At 69.6% G+C, this 26577-nt stretch carries 27 protein-coding genes and 1 riboswitch; of the genes, 13 read left to right on the top strand and 14 right to left on the bottom strand.

Features of this window, described 5'->3' with window-relative positions:
- Positions 1-26 precede the first annotated feature (26 nt).
- Positions 27-365: a hypothetical protein gene (locus HCA44_RS17895; RefSeq protein ID WP_169650678.1), complete on the bottom strand. Its 339-nt coding sequence runs from the start codon at positions 363-365 to the stop codon at positions 27-29.
- A gap of 94 nt (positions 366-459) precedes the next feature.
- Between HCA44_RS17895 and HCA44_RS17890 the strand changes: the two genes are divergently transcribed.
- Entirely contained in the window at positions 460-1344 is an 885-nt protein-coding gene (locus tag HCA44_RS17890) for a fused MFS/spermidine synthase (RefSeq protein WP_169650677.1), read from the top strand.
- Between the two features lie 95 nt (positions 1345-1439).
- On the top strand, positions 1440-1922 hold the full coding sequence (locus HCA44_RS17885) for a nuclear transport factor 2 family protein (protein ID WP_169650676.1): 483 nt from the start codon (positions 1440-1442) through the stop codon (positions 1920-1922).
- A 29-nt stretch (positions 1923-1951) separates the two neighbouring features.
- On the opposite strand, the gene HCA44_RS17880 is transcribed toward HCA44_RS17885, so the two are convergent.
- The 4 genes from HCA44_RS17880 to HCA44_RS17865 all read right to left on the bottom strand — a co-directional run bounded on the left by HCA44_RS17880 (position 1952) and on the right by HCA44_RS17865 (position 6678).
- Entirely contained in the window at positions 1952-3292 is a 1341-nt protein-coding gene (locus HCA44_RS17880) for an AarF/UbiB family protein (protein ID WP_346764777.1), read from the bottom strand.
- 235 nt (positions 3293-3527) lie between these two features.
- A complete protein-coding gene (locus HCA44_RS17875; protein WP_169650674.1) occupies positions 3528-4379 on the bottom strand; it encodes an LLM class F420-dependent oxidoreductase in 852 nt (283 codons plus the stop codon).
- A 26-nt stretch (positions 4380-4405) separates the two neighbouring features.
- The gene (locus HCA44_RS17870) at positions 4406-4864 is read right to left on the bottom strand and encodes a hypothetical protein (RefSeq protein ID WP_169650673.1); all 459 of its coding nucleotides are present in this window, start codon (positions 4862-4864) and stop codon (positions 4406-4408) included.
- Positions 4865-5007: 143 nt separating this feature from the next.
- On the bottom strand, positions 5008-6678 hold the full coding sequence (locus HCA44_RS17865) for a hypothetical protein (protein ID WP_240945609.1): 1671 nt from the start codon (positions 6676-6678) through the stop codon (positions 5008-5010).
- 76 nt (positions 6679-6754) lie between these two features.
- On the opposite strand from HCA44_RS17865, the gene HCA44_RS17860 reads away from it, so the two are divergent.
- Positions 6755-7570 carry a DUF72 domain-containing protein gene (locus HCA44_RS17860; protein WP_169650672.1) on the top strand — a complete coding sequence of 272 codons (816 nt, stop codon included), beginning with the start codon at positions 6755-6757 and terminating at the stop codon, positions 7568-7570.
- A 71-nt stretch (positions 7571-7641) separates the two neighbouring features.
- Positions 7642-8115, top strand: coding sequence for a hypothetical protein (locus HCA44_RS17855; protein ID WP_169650671.1), 474 nt, complete (start codon positions 7642-7644; stop codon positions 8113-8115).
- 16 nt (positions 8116-8131) lie between these two features.
- On the opposite strand, the gene HCA44_RS17850 is transcribed toward HCA44_RS17855, so the two are convergent.
- Complete coding sequence (locus tag HCA44_RS17850; RefSeq protein ID WP_169650670.1) at positions 8132-8641, bottom strand: MarR family transcriptional regulator; 510 nt, start codon at positions 8639-8641, stop codon at positions 8132-8134.
- 74 nt (positions 8642-8715) lie between these two features.
- On the opposite strand from HCA44_RS17850, the gene HCA44_RS17845 reads away from it, so the two are divergent.
- Together HCA44_RS17845 and HCA44_RS17840 are read left to right on the top strand one after the other, a co-directional pair.
- Positions 8716-10122 (top strand): FUSC family protein, encoded by a 1407-nt coding sequence (locus HCA44_RS17845; protein WP_169650669.1) that lies wholly within the window; start codon positions 8716-8718, stop codon positions 10120-10122.
- 99 nt (positions 10123-10221) lie between these two features.
- Positions 10222-11694, top strand: coding sequence for a DUF4185 domain-containing protein (locus HCA44_RS17840; protein ID WP_169650668.1), 1473 nt, complete (start codon positions 10222-10224; stop codon positions 11692-11694).
- A 9-nt stretch (positions 11695-11703) separates the two neighbouring features.
- On the opposite strand, the gene HCA44_RS17835 is transcribed toward HCA44_RS17840, so the two are convergent.
- From HCA44_RS17835 to HCA44_RS17825, 3 genes are read right to left on the bottom strand one after another with little or no spacing between them, the layout of a single operon-like run.
- Positions 11704-13359: an FAD-binding dehydrogenase gene (locus HCA44_RS17835; protein ID WP_169650667.1), complete on the bottom strand. Its 1656-nt coding sequence runs from the start codon at positions 13357-13359 to the stop codon at positions 11704-11706.
- Positions 13356-14000, bottom strand: coding sequence for a TetR/AcrR family transcriptional regulator (locus HCA44_RS17830; protein ID WP_346764776.1), 645 nt, complete (start codon positions 13998-14000; stop codon positions 13356-13358). The genes HCA44_RS17835 and HCA44_RS17830 overlap by 4 nt, the downstream gene beginning before the upstream one ends.
- A gap of 52 nt (positions 14001-14052) precedes the next feature.
- Positions 14053-15375 carry an MFS transporter gene (locus HCA44_RS17825; protein ID WP_169650665.1) on the bottom strand — a complete coding sequence of 441 codons (1323 nt, stop codon included), beginning with the start codon at positions 15373-15375 and terminating at the stop codon, positions 14053-14055.
- Positions 15376-15547: 172 nt separating this feature from the next.
- On the opposite strand from HCA44_RS17825, the gene HCA44_RS17820 reads away from it, so the two are divergent.
- Entirely contained in the window at positions 15548-16711 is a 1164-nt protein-coding gene (locus HCA44_RS17820; protein WP_169650664.1) for an LLM class flavin-dependent oxidoreductase, read from the top strand.
- 3 nt (positions 16712-16714) lie between these two features.
- On the opposite strand, the gene HCA44_RS17815 is transcribed toward HCA44_RS17820, so the two are convergent.
- The 3 genes from HCA44_RS17815 to HCA44_RS17805 form a co-directional block, all read right to left on the bottom strand.
- Positions 16715-17128 (bottom strand): hypothetical protein, encoded by a 414-nt coding sequence (locus HCA44_RS17815; protein ID WP_169650663.1) that lies wholly within the window; start codon positions 17126-17128, stop codon positions 16715-16717.
- 21 nt (positions 17129-17149) lie between these two features.
- A complete protein-coding gene (locus tag HCA44_RS17810) occupies positions 17150-18151 on the bottom strand; it encodes a hypothetical protein (protein WP_169650662.1) in 1002 nt (333 codons plus the stop codon).
- A gap of 177 nt (positions 18152-18328) precedes the next feature.
- Positions 18329-18859 (bottom strand): CGNR zinc finger domain-containing protein, encoded by a 531-nt coding sequence (locus HCA44_RS17805; protein WP_169650661.1) that lies wholly within the window; start codon positions 18857-18859, stop codon positions 18329-18331.
- A gap of 226 nt (positions 18860-19085) precedes the next feature.
- On the opposite strand from HCA44_RS17805, the gene HCA44_RS17795 reads away from it, so the two are divergent.
- The 3 genes from HCA44_RS17795 (at position 19086) to HCA44_RS17785 (ending at position 21452) form a co-directional block, all read left to right on the top strand.
- Complete coding sequence (locus HCA44_RS17795) at positions 19086-20273, top strand: ATP-binding protein (protein WP_169650659.1); 1188 nt, start codon at positions 19086-19088, stop codon at positions 20271-20273.
- Between the two features lie 105 nt (positions 20274-20378).
- Positions 20379-21089 carry a M50 family metallopeptidase gene (locus HCA44_RS17790; protein ID WP_206038322.1) on the top strand — a complete coding sequence of 237 codons (711 nt, stop codon included), beginning with the start codon at positions 20379-20381 and terminating at the stop codon, positions 21087-21089.
- A 99-nt stretch (positions 21090-21188) separates the two neighbouring features.
- Positions 21189-21452, top strand: a complete 264-nt coding sequence (locus HCA44_RS17785; protein WP_169650657.1) for a GlsB/YeaQ/YmgE family stress response membrane protein — start codon at positions 21189-21191, stop codon at positions 21450-21452.
- A gap of 6 nt (positions 21453-21458) precedes the next feature.
- Here HCA44_RS17785 and HCA44_RS17780 read toward each other — a convergent pair whose 3' ends face one another.
- A complete protein-coding gene (locus tag HCA44_RS17780; protein ID WP_169650656.1) occupies positions 21459-21773 on the bottom strand; it encodes a multidrug efflux SMR transporter in 315 nt (104 codons plus the stop codon).
- 15 nt (positions 21774-21788) lie between these two features.
- Positions 21789-21850, bottom strand: a riboswitch (guanidine-III (ykkC-III) riboswitch).
- Positions 21851-21943: 93 nt separating this feature from the next.
- On the opposite strand from HCA44_RS17780, the gene HCA44_RS17775 reads away from it, so the two are divergent.
- From HCA44_RS17775 to HCA44_RS17765, 3 genes are all read left to right on the top strand, one after another.
- Positions 21944-23365 (top strand): gluconate:H+ symporter, encoded by a 1422-nt coding sequence (locus HCA44_RS17775; RefSeq protein WP_169650655.1) that lies wholly within the window; start codon positions 21944-21946, stop codon positions 23363-23365.
- A 73-nt stretch (positions 23366-23438) separates the two neighbouring features.
- Positions 23439-23954: a gluconokinase gene (locus tag HCA44_RS17770; RefSeq protein ID WP_169650654.1), complete on the top strand. Its 516-nt coding sequence runs from the start codon at positions 23439-23441 to the stop codon at positions 23952-23954.
- 25 nt (positions 23955-23979) lie between these two features.
- The gene (locus HCA44_RS17765) at positions 23980-25002 is read left to right on the top strand and encodes an alpha/beta hydrolase (protein ID WP_169650653.1); all 1023 of its coding nucleotides are present in this window, start codon (positions 23980-23982) and stop codon (positions 25000-25002) included.
- Here HCA44_RS17765 and HCA44_RS17760 read toward each other — a convergent pair.
- A complete protein-coding gene (locus tag HCA44_RS17760) occupies positions 24964-26517 on the bottom strand; it encodes an MFS transporter (protein ID WP_169650652.1) in 1554 nt (517 codons plus the stop codon). The two genes, HCA44_RS17765 and HCA44_RS17760, sit on opposite strands and share 39 nt — an antisense overlap.
- Between the last annotated feature and the right edge of the window lie 60 nt (positions 26518-26577).

Here is a 26577-nt window from a genome sequence, read left to right as displayed (position 1 = left end):
CCGGGCACGCCTGTTTCACGCACGGGTCACCACGGCTGCACCGGCGGCTTCACCCACATGATCTTCTCGTCGCGGTGCGGGCGGGCTGCCGCGGCGTGTTCGGGATTGCGCGCGGCCCAGTCGTCCTTCACATCGAGCAACGCGGCCACCTGCTGCCACGTCTCGCGCGTGCTGGGCGGGTTCGCGTCGGCGGCCCGGGCGAGCGCACGCAGCGTCGCGTCGGGCAGCGCGAGCAGTTCGGTGCTCGAGATGCCGCGGTCCCACGCGAAGCGCGCGAGCGCGCGGGCCTTCTCCTGCCGGCGACGTGTCGCGGCGTCGCTGTGCGCGAAGTCGCCCCCACTCGTACCACCGTGCTGCTCGCTCACCTCCCCACGGTAGAACGACGCGGACGTTCGTGGTCACCCGCACCGGTATCCTGCAGGGGCAGGTACGAGAGGATTCGGGACATGGTGAGGCGACGTGGCTAGGCGTCGCCGCGACGCGGCACGCGGCGGTGCGGCACGCGAGCAGGGGCCGGTCGCGGGCAGCTATCCCATCGACACCGGGACGTGCGAGCTCGTGCCGGATCCCGTGACGCACGGCAGTTGGGTCGTCAAGATCAACGGCGTCGAGAGCTCGCACATCGACCCGGACGACCCCCGCACCCTCGATTTCGAGTACATGCGCTGGATCGCCCATCTCGTCGGCAGCGAGTTCCCCACCGTCGACGACGGCAGCCCGCGTCGTCTCCGGGTCCTGCACCTGGGCGGCGGCGCATGCTCGCTCGCGCGGCACTTCGCGGCGCAGTATCCGGACGCGCGTCAGGTGGTCGTCGAGATCGACGGCAAGCTCGCCGAACTCGTCCGGCAGTGGTTCGACCTGCCCCGCGCGCCGTTGTTGCGCATCCGGGTGGGCGACGCGCGGGCGGTGCTCGAGACGCTCACCGACGGCACCCGCGATGTCGTCGTGCGGGACGTGTTCGCGGGATCGACCACGCCGAGCGCGCTCACGACCCGCGAGTTCACGGCGCACGCGCGCCGCGTCCTCGCGCCCGGTGGTGTGTACGTCGTCAATTGCGGTGACGGACGCGATCTTTCGGTTGCCAGGCAGGAGGCCGCGACGATCGCGGACGTGTTCGAGCACACCGCGGTGATCGCCGATCCGGCGATGCTCAAGGGGCGTCGACGCGGCAACGTCGTGATCGCGGGCTCGGACCGCCCGATCGGCGAATCCCCGGCGCTCGTGCACGATCTGCTCGGAGGTGCCGTGCCTGCCCAGGTGTGGACCGACGCGCAGGTCCGACGGTTCGCGGCCGCCGCGCGGGTGCTCACCGATCCGCTCCCCGCGGGGGAACCGACCGAATAGGTCTCCCCTTTCCGCGTCTGCGCAGCTACCATCGCCGTGACTGGAACGTGTTCTCGTTTCGCCGGGTCGGCGGAACACGACTGCGGAGGTGGCATGTGGGCCGATTCGACGAAGCCGAACTGCGGGCGGCGCTGAAGCACTACGGCGGGGTGGTCGACGAGTGCTCCCGCACCCGCGACTGGCGTCCCTTCGCCGACCTGTTCACCCCCGACGTCGAGTACATCGAGCACGCGTTCGGCACCTTCCACGGCCGCGAAGCCGTGCGCGAATGGATCGTCGACGTCATGTCGCCGTACCCGCACATGCGGTTGCGCCACGACTGGGTGGCCGTCGACGTCGACAACGACGCCGTCGTCGCGCAGATCTGCAACATCCTCGACCACCCCGACGAGCCGGGCGTCGAGTTCACCTTCCCCAACGTCTCGCGGCTGGTGTATGCGGGCGACCTGCAGTTCTCGTCGCAGGAGGACGTCTACAACCCCGCGCGTGACGCACCGCAGGTGGTGGGCGAATGGATCGCGGCGGGCGGCAGGCTCGCGGCGCGCCCGAACGTGCGCATGAAGTACCCGGCCGGCTGAGCTGAGCGATACCCGGTGGCGGTGGGCCGTCAGTCGTCGGGCAGGACGACACCCCGCGCCTCGGCGACCGCGGGCACCTCGTCGGGAAAGATGTTGCGGAACAGGAACAGATCCTGGCCGAGCACCCAGCCGGGAGCGAGCTTGGTGGCGTACCGCTCGAAGTAGCCGAGCTGCTTGCCGAACAGCACGAGCTCTTCGGGACTCGCGACACCCCACGCCTTGCCGAAGCTCACGAGCGCCATGATCAGTTCGCTCAGTCGCAGCTCGCCGAGATCGCGGGCGAGCACCGGCTCGAGCGCCGCGGCGATCTGCACACCGAGCTCGTCGTCGGTCTGTCCGGTGCCGTGCGCGTACCCGAGGGTGCGCACGCCGCGCGCGACACGTCCGAAATCGCCGTCGACGAGAGTCGCGTGGAACATGTCGCGCAGGATCGCGCGCCACGTGTCCGGCAACTCGCCGACGATGCCGAAGTCGAGCAGCGCGATGCGACCGTCGTCGAGCACCCACAGGTTGCCCGCATGCACGTCGCCGTGGAACGGCCCGTGCAGCAGGACGGCCTCGAGCCACACCTTGACGCCGCGTCGGATCAGCATGCGCGTGTCGTGGCCGGCGAGGTCGTCGAACCGGTCGAGCGGCATGCCGTGCAGCCGCTCCATGCAGATGACCCGTGGCCCGCAGTGCGACCAGAAGATCGCGGGCGCGGTGACCCACTTGTTGTCGCCGAACGCGCCGATGTTCGTGCGGAACTGCGCCTGCCGGTGCGCTTCGACGGCGCTGTTGAGCTCCGTCATGGTCGCCGCGTGCAGGTCGCGGATGATCGCGGTGGCATTCGCGACGCGGAAGAACTGGAACAGCTTTTCGAGCACGCGCGCACCCCAGTAGGCGGTGCGCAGGTCCACCACCATGCGCGTCGCGATGCCCGGCCGCTGGATCTTGACGACGGCCTGCGTGCCGTCGGGCAGCACGCACGCATGCACCTGCGCGACCGACGCCGCCGCGAGCGGTGTGTCGTCGAACGACGCGAACAGCTCGTCGACGCGATACCCGAGGTCCGCCTCGAGCACCGCGCGCGCCTGCGCGGCGGGGACGGGCGGGACGTCGTCGAGGCAGCGCAGGCACGCGTTCGCGAGCGGCGCGGGGAACACGCCGGGCGACGACGCCATCAACTGGCCGAGCTTCACGAACGTGGGGCCCAGCACCTCGAACCCGTTGACGACGCCTTCGCTCGCGGCGTCGACGAGCCGTTGCCTGCGCGGACGGGCAAGCCACCGCCCGAGCGCGAGCGCGAGGTGCGCGACGACGACCACCGCGATGACCACCGCCCGGCCCAGTTCTTGCGCTCCGAACCGGTCGAGCGGGGCGACCCGCACCTCGAGGGCCGCGGGCGGCGGCCCGTCGGAGTACGGGCCCGCCGGGGTGGGTGATTGCTGCACTGTTCGATCCTTGCGTTTCGGCGGCGTCCTGGGAAAGACGGGCTTCCCCGCCTCGCCGGGATGAACGTCGGCGCGCACGTACGTGGCACTGCGCGTCACACCATAGCCGCGAGTGTCGGATCTCACTACGCCCGCCCGCGCAGCGACGGATTTCCCGCCGCCTCCGGGCGGATCAGGGCAGGCCGAGCCCCAGCCGGTCGGCGAGCTGTGCGAGTGCGGGGGCCGGGTCGTCGCGCATCGGCAGTACCTGGATCGCGACATGGTCGGCACCGGCGTCGAGATGTTCGCGGACGCGTCCCGCGACGTACTCCGGGGTGCCGTGGGCGACGAGCGCATCGATCAGTGCGTCGCTGCCACCCTGTGCGATGTCGTCGTCGGTGTAGCCGAGCCGCTTCAGGTTGTTCACGTAGTTCTGCAGCTTCAGGTACATGTCCGCGGCGTCGCGGCCCACGGCACGAGCCTGCTCGACGTCCGTGCCGACGACGACCTTCTGCTCGGGAGCGAGCAGTACACCGTCGCCGAGGATCTGCCGAGCCTGCGCGGTGTGCGGCGGCGTCGTCAGATACGGGTGCGCGCCCGCCGAGCGGTTCGCCGCGAGCTCGAGGACCTTCGGCCCGAGCGCGGCAAGGACACGCCGCTGCACCGGCACGCCCTCCGCGTCCAGGACGTCGAGGTAGTCGACGAGCGCGCGATACGGCTTGGTGTAGCCGACACCCTGCTCGGGATGTCCGACGCCGATGCCGAGGACGAGCCGGCCCGGATGCGCCGCCTCGATGCGGTGATACGACTGCGCGAGCTCGTGTGCATCCGCGGTCCAGATGTTGACGATGCCGGTCGCGACGACGATCCGGTTGGTGCCCGCGATCAGCCGCTCGACGCCGTCCAGATCGGCCGGGGGCGAGCCACCCGCCCAGATCGTGCCGTACCCGAGCGTCTCGATCGCGTTCGCGAGCTCGGGCTCGAACACCGGCAACGGCCGCCACACGCCGTACGTCCCGAAATCCAGCCTCGCGTCCTCGGCCATGATCGTCCTGTCCTTTCGTCGTCCGGTCAGTCGAGCTGATGGAGCCACGACACGACCAGTATCACTCCGAACGCGGCGACGACGATGCCTGTGGGCACGATCAGCACCGATCCGCGCCGCCGGACGATCCGGTCGCGCAGTGCGGCGACGAGCGTGCCGATCCAGGCCAGCAGCCATGCCGCGACGGGCACCGCGAGCAGGCCGAGCGCGAGGTGCACCGCCCACGCTCCGGCGAGGGTCGGTCCACCCCACGCCGTGTCGTAGGGGCCCTTGTCGACGACCCCGTACAGCACGCCGCGCGTGGCGGCGACCACGGCGAGGAACACGACGAACCACGCGACGAGGCCGACGGCACCGGACAGCACCGCGGCCGCGACACGGCGCGGGGACGGGTGCCGCAGGTCGACGACGGCACGGACCGGCGCGCCGACCGCGGTGAGGATCGACGACGCCTGGGGCGCGAGCGCGTGGCGTACGGAGCGCATACGGAAGACCTCGGAACTGTGCAGATCTCGGGAACGGAGGGTGTGGGGAGCCATGTCTCTCACGACATCAGCCGACGACGTCGCCGCACATCACCTCGCGGTATCGACTCCACGTGCAGGTGGGATACCTCAGGGCCATGCGGTCACCGGATCACCAGCCCGTCCCGGGTCGCGTCCAGCGTGATCGCGATGATGCTCTTGCCGGTCATCCACGTGTCGACGAACCGGCTCAGCGCCGGATCCGCGCTGCGTGTCGCGTAGGCGTCGTCCGGGATCTCGATCGCCCCGACGAGATGGCGCGGGTTGTCGTCGAGACCCGGCTCGCGCGGCGTGAGCCGCATGCCGTCGGCGGTGTGCAACAGAACCGGGATCCGGGTGCCGTCGCCGGCAACGACGGTCGCGGGACGCGTGGTGGCCGCGGGGTCGAATCCCCCCACCTCGAGGCGGTATTCCGACGGCTGTGCGTGCAGTCCCACCGAGTCGAGCATCTCCGGTGACACGAGCGAGTACGGCACCGACAGGTCGTTGAGAGTCACGCCGCTGACCGCGTTGTCGCGAATCGGCAGGGTGCCGGACAGGTTCCACGGCGCAGCGGGTGCGAGGGTTGCATTCGAGTGGTCGCCCGACGGATTCTGCACGGGCGTACCAAGAGCTGCCTCGCCGGTCGGGGTGAACTCCCACGCCGGCGCGTCGAGCATCTTGTGCCAGAAGCCGGTGGCGCCGTCGTGGCAGCCCTCGACCCGCAGCTCGCGCTGCCCCGGGCCGACGCCCGTGGAGTGCACGCTGATCGTGGACGTGATCTCCCCGGGGATCTTCGGCTGATGCACCCAATCGGGGGCGGGGAGCTGGACGGCGGCGAACTCCCCGAGAGGGAGGGAGTCGAGCGTGGCGTTCGGAGCAGACGGCTTCCCGCCCTGGTCGTCCCAGCGGTACGGGAAGAACACCGAGTCGGAGCCGGACGAGTCGTAATCGAAGTTGCGCGTGTACATGTCGCCGTAGTCGTTCATCACGAACGTCGTCGATCCGGCGGCCGACAGGTGCGAGGCCTTGAACCGGCCGCCGAGCGGGCCACCGATCTCCGAGCTGTCGTCGTTCGGCAGCCACGGGTCGGCGAAGGTGATGCGGCTGCCGTCGCCGGTCAGCGCAGGCACCATCGTCATCTTGGCGCTTCCGTGGAAGTGGACCCGGCCCGCGATGTCGGTGTAGGTCTGGTTGTCGAAGGGCGACGCGACGCTGAGTGACCACGTGCCCGGATCACGGGAGCCCGGTACCGTCCGTCCCGATCCGAACCAGAAGGGCGAGCCGAACGCGGACGTCCAATTCCACAGCAACGGGAACTGCGACGCATTGTCCATCGTGTAGATCCAGCCGTCGTGGTCGACGGCGACCAGTTCGTCGTCGTCGGCGGAGATGCCTGCGAGGGTGCCGCGCATGCACTCGGGCATCGGGACGTAACGCCACGGCTCGGTGTGGTCGGCCCCACCGAACCGAGGCCGCGTCAGTAGATCGGGGCCGACGAGTGCGAACTCCCAGAACTTGTTGAAACCGGTGGTCTGGCTGCGCAATTCGACGCTGCCGGGCGCCGGGCCGAAGAACTGCGGCAGCTGATCGAAGCCCGCATCTCCGCCTGCAGACGGGTAGCCCGGCGGAATCTGCGCCGTGCCGAACGGCACGCACGATGCCGGCCCAGCCGCGGCCGCGGGCGTCCCGGGTGCCACCACGGGCAGCAGGGTTCCCGCCACGACGACGGCGCCCAGCCGCGCCGAACGTCCGATCCTGCGCCTGACCCCGCTCCACGAGACCGTTGCTGTCATCGACCGAAAGTTACCACCGGTCAACGAGATTCCCGGGAACGCAACGCGGGCGTGTTCGTGTCGTTACCGTCGGACCGTGGCACGAGCACGTGTGGGCATCTCGGGGTGGCGCTATCCCGGGTGGCGTGGTGACTTCTATCCGAAGGGCCTCGCACAACGGCGCGAACTCGAGTACGCGTCGCGCGCCCTGTCGACCATCGAGATCAACGGATCCTTCTACTCCCTGCAACGTCCGTCGAGCTACCGGTCCTGGGCCGACGAGACTCCCGACGACTTCGTGTTCGCGGTCAAGGGAAGCAGGTTCGTGACGCACATGCGCCGGCTCTCGGAGCCACGCGCGTCGCTTGCCAACTTCTTCGCGTCCGGCGTCCTCGCGCTCGGCGACCGGCTCGGCCCGTTCCTGTGGCAACTGCCGCCCACGCTCGCATTCGACGAAGACCTGCTCGACGGGTTCCTGTCGGTGCTGCCGCGCACCACCGGCGCCCTCGCCGAGATCGGCGGCGAGCACGACGACCGAGTGTCAGGCGATCGCGTGTTCCTCGAAGCCGGGCGTGATCGCGCGGTTCGGCATGCGGTCGAGGCACGTCACGAGAGCTTCGGGTCGTCGCGCGTGACGTCGCTGTTCGCGAGGCACGGCGTCGCGCTCGTCCTCGCGGACACCGCGGGCAGGTATCCACGCATCGACGAGCGCACCGCCGACTTCCGGTACGTGCGCCTGCACGGCGACAAGGAGTTGTACGCGAGCGGGTACACGGCCGACGCGCTCGACCACTGGGCGCGCAAGATCCGCGGCTGGACCGGGCACGGATCCGACGTGTTCGTGTACTTCGACAACGACGTCAAGGGCTACGCGCCGCACGACGCGCAGGCGCTGGCGGAGCGGCTGCACTGAGCTGAGGCGGGCCTGTCGGCGGGCGGTGGGATGCTTGATCGCCCGAGCACCGTCACCGAGAGGATCCGCCCATGTGGCCCGCGCACTGGCCCCGTATCGCCGTCGACACCGCCGAGGCCACCGTCGCGGCGGTCGACGCGGCACGCACAGCCGATGCGGCCGCGTTCGGCGACGCCCTGGACGTGCTCGCCGACGTCCCGCACGAGCAGGTGGTCGCGGTGCACTCGGGCATCGTGCGCGAACTGCTCGAGACCCGCTACGCCGACGGCCTCGCGACCGACGACGTCCGGGCGCTGCTCGAGGCGTGCGTGCGTGCGGCGCACTGGTCGGTGGATGCGTCGCCGCACGCACTCGCGGCTGTGCTGACCGGGGCACTGGGTGTGGCCGAACCCGATCCGTCGGACGCGGCCGTGCTCGCGCCGCGTGCGGTCACTGCCGCGGCGGTGCTGGTCGTGGTCGAATTGTCCGGTGGCCGCGACGTGCGGGAACCGCTCGTGCGTGCGCTCGGCGAGATCGCGCGCGCCGAGACCGTCGAGATGCCCTGACCGCCCGGCGGCCGGGTCAGCGGTGGCTGCCGGCGTCCATGTTGAGTGAGAGCTTGCGCAGCAGGTCGGCGAGCGTGTCCAGTTCCGTCTGATCGAGGCCCTCGAGCACGCGCCGGTCGCGTTCGAGTCGAAGCGGGAACTCGCGGTCGACCACGGCGCGGCCGTCGTCGGTCAGCTCGATGAGGACGACGCGACCGTCGCGCTCGAAACGCTGCCGCTCGACGAGTCCGCGCGCCGCGAGGCGGTCGACCTGCTTGGTGATGGCGGCATTGCTCAGCAACGTCGCGGCGGTCACCTCGCTCGTGCGCAGCGGGCGTTCGTGCCGCGCGAGCACGCACAGCACCTCGAACTCGGCGCGCGTGACGTCACTGTGCGCGAGCGCGTGCTCGAGCTGCTGCAGCGCTTGCGAACCGATGCGCGTGATGCGGCCGAGGACGGCGATCGGGCCGGTGTCGACCTGTGGGTAGGCGCGTTGCCACTCGGCCTGCACACGGTCGGTGAAGTCGCCGTCCGCGGGAATGCTCATGTGGTCAGTCTAGCGACCCGCATCACTGTAGTTCACCTTTATTTTACTGGTTAACTACCAGTACGATGGCCGTCATGCTCCACAGTCCCGTCCGCCCCGATCCGGCCCGCCTGCGCCGATCCCGGTCCGCCCTCGCCCACGCGTTCGCGCCCCGCACGTGGCGTGGGGCGGTGCGCGTCAATCCCGCCGACGCCACGATCGCGATCGGCGTGCGAGTGGGCGTCGCGGTCGCGATCGTGCTGGTCGTCGCCGGTCTGCTGGGCTACGAGCGGCTCGGTGGGTTCGCGGCGCTCGGGGCGCTGGTGTCGGCGTTTGCACGGCACGAGCCGTATCCGCGGATGGGCTGGAAGGTCGGCCTCGTGGGTGCGGCACTCGTCGTGTACGTGCTCGGCGGCGCGCTGCTCGGCGTCGCGGGCGTCCCCGTAGCGGCGCAGATCGCCGTCATGGCGGTCGCCGCGGGTGTCGGGGTGTGGTTCGTGTCGTCGTACGCGGTGTCCGGCCCCGGCCCGGTGATCCTGATCTTCTCGGCGTCCGCCGCGGTCGGCGCGGCCCACACCGCGACCGACGTCGCACAGATGACCGCGGTCACCGCGTTCGGTGTCGTCGTCGGCTGGTTGGCCGCGATGGCGCCGTGGCTGCTGTTCCCGATGGGCCCCGCGCGGCTCGCGACCGCCCGCGCGCTCGCGAGTCTCGGCCGGCTCGAGGAGCAGTGCGACCCGGCAGACGTCGAGGCCGCGCAGGCGTCGATCGCCAAGGCGCGCCATACCGTCGAGCACAGCGGCAGGCGTCACCGCCGGTACGGCGACACGCTCGGTCGTCTTCTCGACGACGCCGCGGCCCTCGTCGACCGGTGGGCTCACGAGCCGGATCCCGCGTCGGCCCGCGCGCTCGCCCGTCACGAGTCCGAGCTGCGCACACTCATGAGCCGCAGAGAACTCCGCGGCTTCACGGGATCGGCGCCGCAACTCACGTCGCACAGCGGGTTCCTCGCCGAACACGCACCGCGCTTCCGGCTCGCCGAGATCAAGGTCGCGGCGCTCCGCACGGCCGTCGCCGGAGCCGTCGCGGGCTGGGCCGCATACGCATTCGGTTTCGATCACCCGCTGTGGGCGTCGATGGGCGCGATGGCCACGCTGCAGGGCGTCGACTACACGCACACCGTGCACCGCGGCATCCAGCGCCTGCTCGGCAATGTCGTCGGCGCCGTCCTCGCCGCTGCGCTCATCGCGGCTTCCCTCGGGTACTGGGAGGCTGTGGTCGCCGTCGTGATCCTGCAGGCCGCCGCCGAGATGCTGGTAGCGCGCAATTACGCGCTCACCTCGATCACCGTGACGGCGATGGCCCTGCTGCTGGTCGGCTTCGGCTCGCCCGTCACCCCGGAGATCGCGGTCAGCCGCGTCGCGGACACATTGGTGGGCGTCGCGATCGGCATCGTGGTCGCGGCGCTGTCGGTCGCAGGCACCGATCGCGCGGTGCGTTAGCAGACCCACTGCCCCAACCGGTTTCACGGTTGGACCCCCTCGAGACCCGGCGCGTGGGTAATGTCGTCCGACGCAACGGGTGTGACGGGAGGTGCTGCTGTGGCGAAACGTCTGGTGGCCACGGCAGCGGTCGTGGTGCTGTGCGCGGGGTCGACGGGCGTTCTGGCGGGCGGCCCGGCCGGTGCGCAACCGGCGGACGCGTCGAACGGCGTGCCCGGCAGCGGGCCGTGCGAGACCGATCTGTCGAACGAGGTCGGCTCGATCGTCCCGGACGAACTCGACATCCCGATCCCGTATCCCGCGATCACGACGGTGCCCACTCCCGCGCCCGAACCCGAACCGGTGCGCATCGATCCGGGCCCGCTGCCCGCCGACCCGTGCACCGACCCGTGCCCCGACCTCACCGACAACGACGAGCGCCCCGGCAATCTGTCGAGCGACATCGGCATTCCGCGCCTCGGGCTGCAGTTCAACCCCTTCTACTTCGGCATCCCCGTGCCCGGTCCGGAACAGGAGTTGCCGCCCCCGCCGCCTGGCGTCGACCCGGTCGTCGAACCCGAGCAGAAGACGCCCGCGCCGTCGACGCCGCGGGTCGGCGACGTCACACGTGTCGCGAAGGTGACCGGTGCGGGATCGGTGAGCCGCACGCACAAGCGCTACCAGGTGTACGGCACCGACCTCGGGATCATGTGGGAGAGCGCGCCCGATCAGGTGGCGGTCGCATTCGGCGACACCGTCGGCATCGGCTTCCACCCGCCCGGCGGTCAGGGCGGCGACTGGCGCAGCAACGTCCTCGGGTTCAGCAGCGATCGGCAACTGGCCGACGGCATGAGCCTCGACTCGATGGTGCAGGACAGCCGATGCCACGCGGCCGAGGTACTGAGCAGCCGCAAGCTCGACAACGTCGAGATCACCACGATTCCCACCTCGGGCTTCGAGCTGGGCGGGCGCCAGTACATGAGCTACATGTCGATCCGCACCTGGAACTCGATCCCCACGACGTGGTGGACGAATCACGGCGGCATCGCGTACTCCGACGACGGCGGGTCGACGTGGACCAAGGACCCGTACGCCCGGTGGGACAACATCTTCGGGGTCTCGAAGTTCCAGGTGACGTCGATGGTGCCGCACGGCGACTACGTCTACATGTTCGGCACCCCCAACACGCGTCTCGGGGGTGTCGGCGTCGCGCGCGTGCCCAAGGATCACGTGCTCGACAAGTCGGCGTACCAGTACTACCAGAACGGCAACTGGACGTCGGTCGCCGACTACACCGAGGCGTCGACCGTCGTGCCCGCGCCCGCCGCCGAGCTGTCGGTGCGCTTCGACGACTCCACCGGGCGCTGGCAGATGGCCTACCTCGACACGTCGAAGGCCGCGATCGCGGTGCGCGAGTCGAACTCTCCGCAGGGCGAGTGGACCGACAGCGTGCCGATGGTGAGCGCCGCCGAATATCCCGAGCTGTACGGCGGTTTCATCCATCCGTGGTCGAGCGGCGGCGAGCTGTACTTCACGCTCTCGACGTGGTCCGACTACAACGTCTTCCTCATGCGAGCACAGCTCGACCGCTGACCCGATCGGCTACAGCGCGCGGGCGACGGCGCGTCCCGCCGCGCGACCCGAGAAGATGCAGCCGCCGAGGAAGGTGCCCTCGAGTGCGCTGTAGCCGTGCACGCCGCCGCCGCCGAATCCGGCCACCTCGCCCGCCGCGTACAGGCCGGGGAAGGGCGATCCGTCGGCGCGCAACACCTGCGAATCGAGGTCGGTTTCCAGGCCGCCCAAAGTCTTTCGCGTCAGAAGGTGCAGCCGGACGGCGATGAGGGGCCCGTTGGCCGGGTCGAGCATGGCGTGCGGCGCCACGACGCGGCTGATCTTCTCGGTGAGCACGCCGCGGGCATTGCGGACGGACTGGATCTGGAAGTCCTTGGTGAACTTGTTCGTCACCTCGCGGTCGTGCGCGACGAGCTCGGCCTCGAGATCATCGAAGGCCAGCAACGGCTCGTCGGTGAGGGCGTTCATGGCGTCGACGAGGTCGCGCAGGTTGTCGCGCACGACGAAGTCGACCCCGTGCTGCTTGAACGCCTCGACCGGCCCCGGCGCACCCTTCTTGATCCGCTCGGCGAGCAGCTTGAGGTCGCGGCCGGTGATGTCCGGATTCTGCTCGGAGCCCGACAGCGCGAACTCCTTCTCGATGATCTTCTGGTCCAGCACGAACCACGTGTACTCGTGCCCCGTCTGCATGATGTGCCGGAGCGTGCCCATCGTGTCGAATCCCGGGAAGTACGGTGCGGGAAGACGTTTTCCGGTCGCATCGAGCCACAACGACGACGGCCCCGGGATGATGCGGATGCCGTGGTTCGGCCAGATGGGATCCCAGTTGGTGATGCCCTCGGTGTAGTGCCACATCCGATCGCGGTTGACGATGTTGCCGCCCGCGTTCTCGGTGATCTCCAGCATCCGCCCGTCGACATGCGCGGGCACGCCGGTGAGCATGTGCGCCGGGGGCGTGCCGAGCCGTTCCGGCCAGTTCTTCTTCACGAGATCGAAGTTGCCGCCGATGCCGCCCGATGTGACGACGACGGCCTGTGCGGAGAACTCGAATTCGCCTGCCGCCGTGCGGGAACTCGCGACCCCTCGCGGTTCCTGCGACGGAGCGAGCACCGTGCCGCGCACACCGGTCGCGCGTCCGTCGGTCACGACGATCTCGTCCACCTGGTGCCGGTACGCGAACCGGACCAGCCCACGCGCTGCCGCGTCGAGCACGGGCCGGACGAACACGTCGACGACGCCCGGGCCGGTGCCCCACGTGATGTGGAAGCGCGGCACCGAGTTGCCGTGGCCGCGTGCGGTGCCGTCGCCGCGTTCGGCCCACCCGACATTCGGCATCAGCCGCAACCCGAGCTCGTGCAGGTAGCTGCGCTTCTCGCCCGCGGCGAACTCGACGTACGCCTGCGCCCACTGCCGGGGCCAGCGGTCGTCGCGCTCGCGGTCGAAAGCCGCTGTGCCGAACCAGTCCTGGAGTGCGAGCTCGACCGAGTCCTTGATGCCGAGCCTGCGCTGCTCGGGGCTGTCGACGAGGAACAGGCCGCCGAGCGACCAGAACGCCTGGCCGCCCAGGTTGGCTTCGTTCTCCTGCTCGACCACCAGGACGCGGCGGCCCGCGCGGGTGAGTTCGTAGGTGGCGACGAGCCCGGCGAGCCCGGCCCCCACGACGACGACGTCTGCGTTCTCGGTCACTGCACGGTCTCCTCAGGTTGCTCCGGAAGGGGCTCGGTGTACGAATCGACGACGCGCGCGACGAGGTCGCGGCGCAGGCGCCACGCGGAGGTGTCCGCGTCGACCAGGCACTGCACGCTCGTGCCGTCGTGCACTGCGACGAGCGCCCGCGCGAGGACGCGCGGATCCCCGACGACGCGTCGCCCGGCCGCGGCGAGCGCGGTGCCGAGGATCTCCACGATGGCGTCGGCGATCGCGTTCTCGCGCGCGGCGAGGGCACGTTCGAGCGGGGGATGACGAAGGGCGTGCGCGGTGAACTCGGCGTTGACGCGGTACCAGCGGCCGTCGACGGGGACGACGGCGAGCGCGCGTTCGGCGATCGCGGATACGGAGATCGGGACGGTCTCGTCGCCGCTCAGCGCGTCGGCTGCGGCCGCGCGCAGTTCGGTGAGCATCGCGTCGGAGTTGCGTTCCCACATCGCGAAGAACAGGTCGTCGAGCGACGCGAAATTGGAGTAGAACGCGCCGCGGGTGAATCCGGCGCGATCGCAGATCTGCTCGACGGTGGCGCGGCCGAAGCCCTGGTCGGCGAACACGTCGAGGGCCGCGTCGAGCACCCGTTGCCGGGTCTCGCTCCGCCGCTTCGTGACGCGTTGCTGCACGATGCGGACGATACACCGGTGCATCGGATACACAAGTGCATCGGAACGGCGCTCAGCGCAGGTGCAGATCCTGGGTGCGGATCAGGGACGTCGCGACGACGCTGATCGCGGCGGTGACGACGAGATAGCCGCACGCGAGCCACGGTGTGCCGCCCGCGGCCGCGATGAGCGCGGTCAGGATCATCGGCGTGAGGCCCGACGCGTAGATGCCCGAGAACTGATAGACCACCGACAGGCCCGTGTAGCGGATCCGCGCCGGATACAGCGACGCGTACAGCGTGCCCTGCGCGCCGTAGAACACCGCGTGCACGACGCCGAACACGAGCACCATCGCGACCGTGAACCACGCCAGGTTCTCGGTGCCGAACAGCGCGAACACGGGGAAGACCGCGACGCCGTACGCCGCGATACCGACCGTGTACACGCGGCGCGCGCCGAAGCGATCGGTCAGCAGGCCCGACACCGGCAGCAGCGCGGCCATCACCACCGACGCGGCACTCACCACCACGAGCACCGTCACCTTGTCGAACGCGAGGGTGCCCGTCGCGTAGGTGATCGCGAAGACGCCCCACGTGTTGAACGCGGCGCCCTCGCCCCAGCGCGACAGCAGCCCGAGCACCGTGCCGCGCAGGTTCGGCGGGCGCAGGGTGTCCTTGATCGGCATCGACGACTTCTGCGCGAGCTCGGCGACCTCACGGAATGCGGGCGTCTCGTCGACCTTGAGCCGCACCACGAACCCGACGACGACCAGCACCAGGCTCAGCAGGAACGCGATGCGCCAGCCGTAGGACAGGAACTGCGCTTCGTCGAACACGACCTGCAGCAGCGCGAACACTGCCGTGCCGAGCGCGAGGCCCAGCGCCAGGCCCATCTGCGGGATGCTGCCGAACAGGCCGCGCTTTCTGGCCGGGCTGTGCTCGACCGCGAGCAGTACAGCACCGGCCCATTCGCCGCCGAGCGCGAAGCCCTGCAGGATGCGCAACGCCAACAACAGGATCGGGGCCAGCACGCCCACCTGCGCTGCCGTCGGAAGCACGCCCATGAGAGCCGTCGCGATGCCCATCACGAACATCGTGAGCGCGAGCGCCTTCTTGCGACCGATGCGGTCGCCGATGTGTCCGAACACGATGCCACCGATCGGGCGGACCACGAAGCCGACCGCGAACGTCGCGAACGCCAGCATCGTGCCGACGAACGAGCTCTGGTCGGGGAAGAACAGGTGGTTGAACACCAGCGACGCGGCCGTCGCGTACAGGAAGAAGTCGTACCACTCGACGGTCGTGCCGAGCAGGCTCGCCGCGACGACCGTGCGCAGCCGCTTGCGTTGCTCGGCGTCCGGCTCGGACTCGCGGGGCCGGTCGAGGGCGGTCGTCATGGTTTCCTCACGGGCTGGATCGGTCGGGACCTGCGGAACCGTAGGCACGTCGGGATCGGCTCACAAGAGCACGAATCACGGTGATCGCAACCGTCGCGGCGCGTGTGTCCGCCTGGTTGGGTGACGGAGAAAATGCGCTCGTGCGCGCTCGATCAAGGTAAGGACGCGTCTCTTGTCTCTGCACTTCCACTGGTTCCTGCCGACCTACGGCGACTCGCGCAACCTCATGGCGGGCGGCCACGGAAGCGGCATGTCGGGTGACCGTCCCGCGACGCTGAAGTACCTGAACCAGCTCGGCGCCGCGGCCGAGAGCAACGGCTTCGAGGCCGTGCTCACGCCCACCGGCGCGTGGTGCGAGGACGCGTGGCTGACGACCGCGATGATGGTGGACACCACCGAGACGCTCAAATTCCTCGTCGCGGTGCGGCCCGGCGCGATGAGCCCGACGCTCGCCGCGCAGATGGCCGCGACCTTCCAGTGGCAGTCGGGCGGCCGGCTGCTGGTCAACGTCGTCACCGGCGGCGAGGACGCCGAGCAGCGCGCGTACGGCAACCACCTGTCGAAGGACGAGCGCTACGCGCAGTGCGGCGAGTTCCTCGACGTCGTCCGTCGGCTGTGGGCAGGCGACGGACCGGTCAGTTTCCGCAGCGACTACTTCGACATCGACAGCGCGACGCTGCAGCGTCGTCCCGACCCGGCGCCGCCGATCTTCTTCGGCGGTTCGTCGCCCGCCGCGGGCACGGTCGCGTCGCAGTTCGCGGACACGTACCTCACATGGGGCGAGCCGCCCGCCGCGGTCGCCGGGAAGCTCGCCTGGATCCGCGATCTCGCCGAAGTGCAGGGCCGCACGCTCGACTACGGCATCCGGCTCCACGTCATCAGCCGCGACACGTCCGAGCAAGCATGGGCCGAGGCCGATCGGCTGCTCGGCGCGCTCGACCCCGACACGGTCCGTCGTGCACAGGAGAATCTCGCGCAGTCGGCGTCCGAGGGCCAGCAGCGCATGCTGAAGCTGCACGGCGGCGGCGCAGCGTTCGAGAAGGGCGTCGACGCCCGGGCGTTCGAGGTCGCCCCCAACCTGTGGTCGGGCGTCGGCCTGGTGCGCGGCGGCGCAGGCACCGCGCTCGTCGGCTCGCACGAAGAGGTCGCCGACCGCATCGAGGAGTACGCGTCGATCGGTCTCGACCACTTCGTGCTCTCGGGCTACCCGCACCTCGAAGAGGCCTACCAGTTCGGCGAAGGTGTCCGGCCGATCCTCGAGAAGCGCGGGCTCGTCCAGCCGCAGGGTCGCACCGAGCTGTCCGGCGCCACCGCATTCCTCGCCTCCACCCGCTGACGCCTACGCGGACGGCAGCGTGAGCGTGCACTGGCCGGGCACGCCGACCGTTCCCTCGGCCGTCACCGTCACGTGCTCGACGGCGGACGTCTCGATTCCCGTCGCCATGGTGGTGGACCGGGTGTCCGCGTCGAACACGGGCGACGCGCCGTTCTGGACGGTCCCGTCCTTCGAGGTGATCTCGTAGCGGAACCAGTCGCCCTCCTGGCCGTGCACGACGAGGTCGAGGCGAAAGTTGTACTCCGTGTACTCGACGACGGCCCGGTCGCACTCGGCGCCGTCGTCGACGGCGAGGATCCGGTCGTCGGCGGACCTGGTCGGCACCGAGTACGTCTGGTCCGCGTCGTCCGTTCCGCACGACGCCAGCGCACACACGGCGATCAGCGCGACGACAGGTCCGATGAGGTGGCGAGTCACGCCCCGTGACCCTACCGACGCTCAGCGCTGCCGCTCCCCGGGTGGTAGTAACGCTGACGCAATTGTCGGAGCGGCAGTGACGAGCGGGGAGCGGCAGGCAGCGGCGGCCGTCGCGGCATAGCGCACGCGTGTGAGCACCGATTCCGGCTGCTCCAGGTGCTCCCATGTCCACCTCGCCACCGACCAGCCGTGCGCGCGAAGAGCATCCTCGCGGAGCTTCTCCCTGCGCAGCACCTCGATCTCGCCCCCACCCCGCATCGAGTTCTTGCCCTGAATCGAGTACTTGGCGAACCCGTCGAACTCACCGACGACCCCCAACTCCCGCCACAGGAAGTCGACGCGAGCGATGAACCGACCGTCCGTCGTGTGCATCGACGCCTGCAATTCAGGCAGCTCGAACCCGTGTCTGTGGAACAACACGCGGCTGCGTGATTCGCCGACGCTCTCGCTGCGCGCGTCCGCAAAGGCCAGCACCCGGCGGGCGGCGGGCGCGCCGCGACGGCCGGGTCTGCGTGCGAACGCTGTGGTCAGGTCGTCGACTGTCACGAGCGCACGCGCGAGCGCGTCGTCGCACGTGACCACAGCCTGCTCGAACGGCACGGTGTGTGCGAGGTCGAGGACCGTGCGTGCCACCGACGTCGTGCGCACGGAGTCGAGCACGACTACGTCCTCGGACGGCAGGCGTGCGGCATGGAGGACGCGGTGCGTGCTGCCCTTGCCGCCGGAGCGTCGGTCGACGGTCATGTGCACCTTGGCGAGCGGGACCGACCACACCGCGAGGCCGTGCAGGACGGCTGCGGACACATGGCTGACGACGGCGTCCGAAACCGCTGCCGCGGCGTGCGCGGCCAGCCGGTGACGGCTGTACGGGTCGTGACCGTCGTGGGTAGTGGCGGGCATGTACACGCCCGGGCGGACGGTGACGAGTTCGCGGCGACGGCGCGCGGCGCGCAACTCGCCGTCGGTCATGCCCTGTGCCAGAGCGTTCGACCGTGTGACCAGCCCGGTTTCGTGGTTCGGCATGCGACGAGCGTGCTACGCGTGCGGTGCTCTGCGGTAGACCGGTTTCGCGATCTGTGGATAACTCTCGCCTGCCGCTCCCCGGGTGGTGGTACCGCTGACGCGATTGTCGGAGCGGCAGTGACGAGCGGGGAGCGGCGGCGATCGTGTTGTTCCGTATACAGAGGTCTAGCAAATTTGCTAGATATCCGAAGACGCGTGTCGACAGCGGTGACGGCGCACCGCGTCGCGGTTGGCGCAGCGCGGCGAGCAGTATCGCTGCGTGCCGTTGCGGGAGGTGTCCGCGTAGACGTGGGTGCAGCCGTCTGCGGTGCATCGGCCCAGGCGGTGCATGCCACGCCCGACGAGGTGCAGTGCGGTTCCGACGGACACGAGCGCGGCGAGGACGCCCGCGAGGGTGTGCTGGTCGTCGCGGTAGTGCAGATGCCAGCCGTCTCCGGCGTGGTTGGTCATGCGTGGATAGGCGGACGCGTCCTCGAGCATCGCGTTGACGAGCGCTGCGCGGGTTTCGTCGTCGGGCGCGTCGACGATCGTGCACCAGCGGTCGAGGACTCGTCCGACCGCCTCGACGTCGGAGGCCGTCGTGTCGAAGTCGATCACCAGGCCCGCGTCGCGGCAGCGTCGCACCAGGTCGTCGAGCGACGACGGCCGGTCGTTGGCGAGGTCCGCGGCCAGTCGGACGGCGTACTCGCCGTAAGGGTTGAGCTGCACAAGGTCATTACAGCACGCTCGAAGCATGGCGATCCACGACCACGAATGGACGACGCGTTCCCGGCACCAGACCAGTGAAGGGGTGCTCGTGTACTCGCAGTGCCCGTGCGGTGCCCAGCGCATGCGACTCTTCCGCTGGCCCGACTTCTCTGCGGCACGCTAGGTACATCTAGGACACGCGCTAGAGATCCCCATACGGGGCAATCGACGTTGTTACCTTCTCCGCATGGACCCAGTGCGCAATCCCTACGCGCCCGGCGCGGGCCAGCGGCCGCCCGAGCTCGCGGGCCGCGCGAAGCAGCTCGAAGCGTTCGACGTCGTGCTCGAACGCATCGCCCGCGCACGGCCCGAGCGCAGCGTCATGCTCACCGGCCTGCGCGGGGTCGGCAAGACCGTGCTGCTCAACCACCTACGGTCCGCGGCGATCTCGCGAAGCTGGGGCACCGGCAAGATCGAAGCGCGTCCCGACCAGGAACTGCGTCGCCCGCTGTCGTCGGCGCTGCACATGGCGGTGCGCGAAATCGCGCCCGCCCATCGCGATCCCGAACGCGTCGAACACTTCCTCGGTGTGCTCAAGTCGTTCGCACTGCGCGCCACGGCGGACAAGGGCATGCGTGAGCGCTGGCAACCCGGCATCGACGCGCCCGCCGTGAAAGGTCGTGCGGATTCGGGGGACATCGAGATCGACCTCGTCGAACTGCTGCTCGACGCCGCGTCCCTCGCACGCGACGTGGGCGTCGGCATCGCGTTGTTCATCGACGAGATGCAGGATGTCGCGCCCGCCGACGTGTCCGCGATCTGCGGTGCGTGCCACGAACTGAGTCAGGACGCGGCGCCGCTGATCGTCGTCGGTGCGGGCCTGCCGCACCTTCCCGCGGTGCTGTCGGCGTCGAAGAGCTACTCCGAGCGGCTGTTCCGCTATCACCGCATCGACCGCCTCGACCGCGAGTCGGCGGACCTCGCGCTGATCGCGCCCGCCGAACGCGAGGAGGTCAAGTTCGAGCAGGACGCTCTCGACGCGCTGTACGACATGGCCGACGGCTACCCGTACTTCGTGCAGGCATACGGGAAGGCGACGTGGGACGTCGCGGCGGGCAGTCCGATCACCGTCGACGACGTGCGGGTCGGCGCGCCCGACGCGGAAGAGGAGCTCGCGGTGGGCTTCTTCGGCTCGCGTTACGAGCGGGCGACCCCCGCCGAACGCGAGTACATGCGGGCGATGGCGGATCTGGCGGGCGACGACGGCCCGGTCGCGACCGCGGCGATCGCGACCGAGTTGGGCCGCAAGCCCGCGTCGCTCTCGCCCGCGCGGGACGGGCTGATCAAGAAGGGCCTCATCTACTCGGCCGAGCGCGGCTCGATCGGGTTCACGGTGCCGCACTTCGGCCGCTACCTGCGGTCCCAGAACGACTGAACCGAACGCTTGCCTCGTCTATCGATGTCTAGTGCGCGCCCCAGAATCCGGTAGAGAGCCCTCGCGTCGCCGTTCCGTACACTCGGCGCGATGTCCAGCGAGCTGATGCCCCGCGCCGACCTGTGGGAACGCGTAGTCACCCCGTCGATCGCCCCCGAACCGCGCGTCGTGGCGATCGCGGCGGTCCTCGTGCTCGTCGTGGTCCTCGAACCGCACGCCTGGCGGGTCACCCGCAATGTCGTGACGATCGTGCACGAGGGGGCGCATCTGCTCGTCGCGCTGCTGTGCGGGCGTCGACTCAAAGGCGTTCGCGTGCACTCGGACACGTCGGGCGTCGCGGTCTCGTCGGGCAAACCGACCGGTCTCGGCATGGTGCTGACGACCTTCGCCGGCTATGTCGGCCCCGGCCTGCTCGGTCTCGGCGCGGCCGCCGTACTCGGCACCGGGCACGCGGTGCTCGTGCTGTGGATCGGCGTCGCCGCGATCGCCGCGATGCTGCTGCTCGTGCGCAACCTGTACGGCCTGCTCGCGCTGGGCGTCGTGGGTGCGGGCCTGTTCGCGCTCGTGTGGTTCGGTACCGCGCAACTCCAGGTGGCCGCGGCATACTTCACGACGCTGTTCCTCCTGGTGGCCGCGCCCCGGCCGGTGCTCGAGTTGCAGCGCGCCCGGCGACGCGGCCGCGCCCCCGGTTCGGATGCGGACCAGCTCGCCGCTCTCACCCGCATCCCCGGCGCGTTCTGGGTCGCGGCCTTCCTGGTCGTCGACGTCGCATGCCTCGTCGTGGGCGGACGCTGGGTGTTCGACCTCGTCGTGTGAGCGACCGCCGCACGTGCGGACGATTCGCCCCAATGACGGCCCACTTCGTGGGAGTGTGACAGCAGCGGAATACGCACCGGCACACCCCCAGGAGGCGTCATGCTCGGATTGGGAATCATCGGCTGGATCATCATCGGCGGTCTCGCCGGCTGGATCGGCAGCAAGATCATGGGCACCGACGAGCAGCAAGGCATCTTCCTCAACATCGTGGTGGGTGTCGTCGGCGGCCTGATCGGCGGCTTCCTGCTCAACCTCGTCGGTGTCGACGTCGAAGGCGCCGGCATAATCTTCAGCTTCCTCACGTGCCTCGCGGGCGCGGTCATCCTGCTCTGGCTGCTGCGCCTGGTGACCTCGCGTCGGTGAGGGACGTCAGTGCAGCACCTTGAGCCCGACGACACATGCGACGATGCCGAGAATCAACAGAACCTTGACCACCGAGGCGCTTTCGTCGCCGGTGATCATCGCGTAGGCGACGGTAAGGCTCGCGCCGATGCCCACCCACACCGCATAGGCGGTGCCGGTGGGCAATTCGCGCATCGCGTACGCGAGGCCTGCCATGCTCACGACGATCCCGAGCGCGAACACGATGCTGGGAGAGAGTTTGGTGAAGCCGGCACTGCGGCCGAGCGCGGTGGCCCACACCGCTTCGAACGCGCCGGACACGATCAGAACGAGCCACGCCATGACAGTCGATCCTCCTGGACACCGTCTTGTCGCTGGCCGGGTACGGTGTGCTCGTCCGGGGGTCGCGTCGACCTCGTGACCACGCTATCGCGTGCTCGTTTCCACGCTACACACCTCACTCGCCCGCGGCCCGAGTGGTGGCCGACCTCACCCCCCGCGGCAGGCGGTCGATGACCACTCTGCTGGCAGCCGAACCGACCGGCAGCACATCGCAGTTGGTGATCGCGGCGCTGGTGGGTGTGGCGGTGATCATCGCGCTCATCACGTGGCTCGACGTGCACCCTTTCCTCGCGCTGTCGATCGGCGCGGTGGGCGTCGGATTCGGAGCCGGGATGGGGGCGGTCGATGCCGTCGCCTCGTACACCGACGGGTTCGGATCCACGATGGGCAGCGTCGGCGTGCTGATCGGGTTCGGTGCGATGTTCGGCAAACTCCTCGCCGACTCGGGTGGCGCCGACAGCGTCGTGGACACACTCGTCGACAAGTCCAGCCCGCGCACGCTGCCGTGGACGATGGGTCTCGTCGGCGCGGTGATCGGCCTGCCGATGTTCTTCGAGATCGGTGTCGTGCTGATGATGCCGGTCATCGTGCTCGTCGCACGCCGTTCGGGTCTGCCCCTCATGCGGATCGCGATGCCCGCGCTCGCGGGCCTGTCGGCGATGCACGGGTTGGTGCCGCCGCATCCGGGCCCGCTGGTCGCGGTGTCGGCGCTCGATGCGAACCTCGGCCTCACTCTCGCGTTCGGCGTGCTCGTCGCGATCCCGACGATCATCGTCGCGGGCCCGCTGTTCGGCATTCTCGCGGCGAAATGGGTCGACGTGCCGGTGCCCGACCTGTTCTCCACCGGATCCGGCGCAGGCAAGGACGACAGCTCCGAGAAGGGTGACAGGAACGGCGGTTCCGACGCCGACGGTCCGGTCGAGCGGCCCGGCTTGGCGGTCACGATCTGCACCATCCTGCTGCCCGTCGTGCTGATGCTCTCGAAGGCGATCGGTGAGGTCGTCTCGCCCGACTCGACCGCGGCAGCGAAATCGATCGTCGACTTCGTCGGCGAGCCCGCCGTCGCGCTGGCACTCGCGGTGGTCGTGGCGATGCTCGTGCTCGGACGTGGCGGTGGCATGGATCGCCGGGCGCTGCAGAAGTCCGCGGAGAGCGCACTGCCACCGATCGCCGGCATCCTCCTGATCGTCGGTGCGGGTGGTGGTTTCAAGCAGGTGCTCGTCGACACCGGTATCGCCGACGTCATCGCCGACGCGGTGGAGGGCAGCAGCCTGCCGGTGCTCTTCCTGGCGTGGCTCGTCGCCGCGCTGATCCGTGTCGCCACGGGCTCGGCGACCGTCGCGATCGTGACGGCCTCCGGCATCCTCGCACCGGTCGCGGCCGACCTGTCGACGAGTCACACGTCGCTGATGGTCCTCGCGATCGGGTCCGGCTCGCTGTTCCTGTCGCACGTCAACGACGCCGGATTCTGGATGGTCAAGGAGTATCTCGGCGTGACGGTCGGGCAGAACCTCAAGACGTGGAGCGTGCTCGAATGCATCATCTCGGTGATGGGTCTGGCGGGTGCACTCGCGCTCAGTGTGTTCGTGTGAGGCAGTGTGGTCGTGTGAGGATGGTGGCGTACGGCACAGGGGCCGAACGGCGACGGAGCGGAGTGCACGGGCGATGAGCGAGCAGCAACTTCCGGTACTCGTGGTGATGGGCGTGTCCGGTGCGGGCAAGTCGACCATCGCGGGGTTGGTCGCGGAGGCGACGGGGTGGGATCTGCTCGAAGGCGACGACCTGCACCCCAAGTCGAACGTCGAGAAGATGGCGGCCGGGCACCCGCTCACCGATGACGACCGCTGGCCGTGGCTGCGCGCGATCGCGGGTTGGATCGCCGAACACACCGACCGCGGCGAGCCCGGGATCGTCACGTGTTCCGCACTCAAGCGCAGCTACCGCGACATCCTGCGCGGCGAGCACGTGCTCTTCGTGTATCTCGAGAGCTCGCACGACACCCTGGAATCGCGGCTCGCCGCACGCAAGCACCACTACATGCCCGCGAGCCTGCTCGGCTCGCAACTCGACACGCTCGAACCGCCGGGTCCCGACGAGCGTGCCCTCACGGTCGATGCGGATCGGCAGCCCCGCGAGATCGCGGACGAGGTTCTCGTGAAGGTGGAGTCGCGCGCCGTCTGATCGGCCCGCGAGAGAGGAGTCACGCATGCCCGTCACCCTGCACACCGACGTCAGCCCGCGCTCACGCGTCCTCTACTGGTGGCTGCGCGCGGCGGTCAAACCCGTGTTCTCGTTGTGGCCCATGACCGACCGTGGACTCGGCGCACTCGGCCGCATCGACGAACTCGTCGACCGCCTGCCACGCTCGCGACGCGTCGACGTCGAGAAGATCCGGCTCGGTGGCGTCGAGTGCGAACGGATCACGCATCCGCGCCGGGCACCGGAGGTGCTCGAGGACGCGACGGTGTTGTACTTCCACGGCGGCGGATTCGTCTTCTGCGGCCTTGCGACGCACCGGCCGTTGTGCGGGTACCTGGCGGCGCGGTCGGGGATGCCCGTGGTGTCGGTGCGGTATCGGCAGTTGCCCGACGGCGGCATCGGGACGTCGACGCGCGACGCGCTCGCCGCATACGAGGCGCTCGTCGCGCAATGTCCCGATCCCGCGAAGATCGTCGTCGCGGGCGACTCCGCGGGTGGCTACCTGGCGCTGAAGGTCGCCGAACTCGCTGCCGCACGCGGGCTTCCGCGTCCCGCTGCCGTCATCGGGTACTCGCCGCTGCTCGATCTCTCGTTCCCGGATCGACGTTCGAAGACCGTGCGCCGCGACGCGTACCTGCCGATCGGCAAGATTCGTGCGCTCGAGGACAAGTGGGTCGGCGGGCCCGACCCGATCGACGGTGTGCACTCGCCCGTCGACGTCGATCCGATGCTCTTCGGTCCGGTGTTCTTCTCTGCCGCCGAGAACGAGATCCTGCGGCCGGGCGTCGACGAGATGACCGACCGGCTCGAACGCGCGGCGCGGCCGGTCGAAACCCACGTGTGGCGATCACAGATTCACGCATTTCCCGTCTTGGGCACCGTGTTACGCGAGAGCAGGACGGTCGTCGGGCTCAGTGTCGACTTCGTCGAGCGCGCGCTCGCCGCTGTGCGCACCACGCAGGCGCGCACAGCGGACGAGGCGGTTGCCGGCTCAGGGGACGGGAGTGAAGTCTCGCTCCCGCAGGGGTAGTCGTTCGCCACGCGAGCTTCGCAGCAGCGGGACCGTGGTCACCGCGAGGCCGAGCAGCGCGATGCCCGTCACGAGTACGAGACCCGAGTGGAACTGGTGGAAGTTCGGTGCCTCCACGGCACCGGACGCCTCGCCTCCGCCCGCCACGAGCGCCGTCGTCACCGCCAGGACGAGGGCCGCGCCCACCTGCGCCGACGTCTGGACGAGGCCCGATGCAAGGCCCTGCTCGGAGTCGTCGACGCCCTCGGTCGCCTGCGACATGATCGCGGTGAAGCCGAACGCGAAGCCGAGCCCGAGCAGGATCGTGCTGGGCAGGATCGCGACCGCGTAGGTCGGATCGTCGCTGCCGGCGAACAGGAACCACACGTAGCCGAGCGCGAGGGAGGTCAGGGCCAGCCCGATCATGCGGGACGTGCCGTACCGGTCGACGAGGCGGCCGACGACGGGGGAGCCGAATGCGACGATCAGGCCGGTGGGGAGCAGGGCCAGTGCCATCGCGAGCGGTGTCCAGCCGAGCGCCGACTGCAGGAACAGGGTCATCATGAACTGGAAGCTCAGGTAGGTGCCGAACACCGTGACGATCGACAGGTTCGCGCGCACGATGGATCCGACGCGCAACAGTCCGAGCCGCACGAGCGGATTCCGCACGCGCCGTTCGGTCACCACGAACGCGGCCAGCAGGGCGAGCGCGGCGACGAACGACACCAGAGTGAGCGGCGACGTCCAGCCTCGGTCGGGTGCCGCGACGACGGAGTAGACGAGCAGCATCGTGCCGCTCACCAGGGTGGCGGCGCCGAGCAGGTCGTGGCCGCCGGTCGTGGCGCGTGGCTGGCGCGGAATCAGGGCGATGCCCGCGACGAGTGCGATGAGAGCGAACGGGACCGGCATCAGGAAGGTCCACCGCCAGCCGGCCGTCGTGAGCAGCCCGCCCAGGATCAGGCCCGACGAGTAGCCACTCGCACCGAACACCGAGAAGATCGACAGTGCGCGGTTGCGTGCGGGTCCTTCGCGGAAGGTCGTCGTCAGGATCGACATCGCGGTGGGTGCGGTGAACGCCGCCGCGAGTCCCTTGACGAAACGTGTGGCGATGAGCAGTGTTCCGTTGTCGACGAGCCCGCCGACGAGTGAGGCGATCGCGAACACCGCGAGGGCGATCAGGAACACGCGGCGGCGGCCGAGCAGGTCGGCGGTGCGGCCGCCGAGGAGCAACAGGCCGCCGTAGCCGAGGACGTACCCGTTGACGATCCACTGCAGGCTCGACGTCGACAGGCCCAGTTCGTGGCCGAGCGACGGCAGTGCCACTCCGACCATCGACACGTCGAGGCCGTCGAGGAACATCACGAGGCACAGCACCGCGAGGATGCCCCACAGGCGGGGACTCCACGTGGTTCCGGACGCTTCCGGAGGCGCGGGTCGGGTCACCGGCGTGGCCGGCGACGAAGCGGCGAGATTCGGTGAGGTGAGGTCGCTGGTGGTCACCGCACGAATATAAGTGCGTGTGCAATCAATGCACAAGCACAAAATGTGTTTGCAATTATTTTACTTGCACGTAGTGCGGGAGCGGCCTAACATGCG

It is taken from the genome of Rhodococcus sp. HNM0569, assembly GCF_012726205.1.
Taxonomy (GTDB): domain Bacteria; phylum Actinomycetota; class Actinomycetes; order Mycobacteriales; family Mycobacteriaceae; genus Rhodococcus_F.
This window is presented reverse-complemented; position numbering and strand designations above follow the sequence as displayed.

Coding starts and splice junctions, on each gene's coding strand:
- HCA44_RS17870 (WP_169650673.1), bottom strand. CDS start 4,864: ATGCGCTCCGTACGCCACGCGCTCGCGCCCCAGGCGTCGTCGATCCTC.
- HCA44_RS17785 (WP_169650657.1), top strand. CDS start 21,189: ATGCTCGGATTGGGAATCATCGGCTGGATCATCATCGGCGGTCTCGCC.
- HCA44_RS17855 (WP_169650671.1), top strand. CDS start 7,642: ATGTGGCCCGCGCACTGGCCCCGTATCGCCGTCGACACCGCCGAGGCC.
- HCA44_RS17775 (WP_169650655.1), top strand. CDS start 21,944: ATGACCACTCTGCTGGCAGCCGAACCGACCGGCAGCACATCGCAGTTG.
- HCA44_RS17810 (WP_169650662.1), bottom strand. CDS start 18,151: ATGCCGAACCACGAAACCGGGCTGGTCACACGGTCGAACGCTCTGGCA.
- HCA44_RS17765 (WP_169650653.1), top strand. CDS start 23,980: ATGCCCGTCACCCTGCACACCGACGTCAGCCCGCGCTCACGCGTCCTC.
- HCA44_RS17795 (WP_169650659.1), top strand. CDS start 19,086: ATGGACCCAGTGCGCAATCCCTACGCGCCCGGCGCGGGCCAGCGGCCG.
- HCA44_RS17865 (WP_240945609.1), bottom strand. CDS start 6,678: ATGACAGCAACGGTCTCGTGGAGCGGGGTCAGGCGCAGGATCGGACGT.
- HCA44_RS17850 (WP_169650670.1), bottom strand. CDS start 8,641: ATGAGCATTCCCGCGGACGGCGACTTCACCGACCGTGTGCAGGCCGAG.
- HCA44_RS17875 (WP_169650674.1), bottom strand. CDS start 4,379: ATGGCCGAGGACGCGAGGCTGGATTTCGGGACGTACGGCGTGTGGCGG.
- HCA44_RS17825 (WP_169650665.1), bottom strand. CDS start 15,375: ATGACGACCGCCCTCGACCGGCCCCGCGAGTCCGAGCCGGACGCCGAG.
- HCA44_RS17845 (WP_169650669.1), top strand. CDS start 8,716: ATGCTCCACAGTCCCGTCCGCCCCGATCCGGCCCGCCTGCGCCGATCC.
- HCA44_RS17780 (WP_169650656.1), bottom strand. CDS start 21,773: ATGGCGTGGCTCGTTCTGATCGTGTCCGGCGCGTTCGAAGCGGTGTGG.
- HCA44_RS17790 (WP_206038322.1), top strand. CDS start 20,379: ATGCCCCGCGCCGACCTGTGGGAACGCGTAGTCACCCCGTCGATCGCC.
- HCA44_RS17770 (WP_169650654.1), top strand. CDS start 23,439: ATGAGCGAGCAGCAACTTCCGGTACTCGTGGTGATGGGCGTGTCCGGT.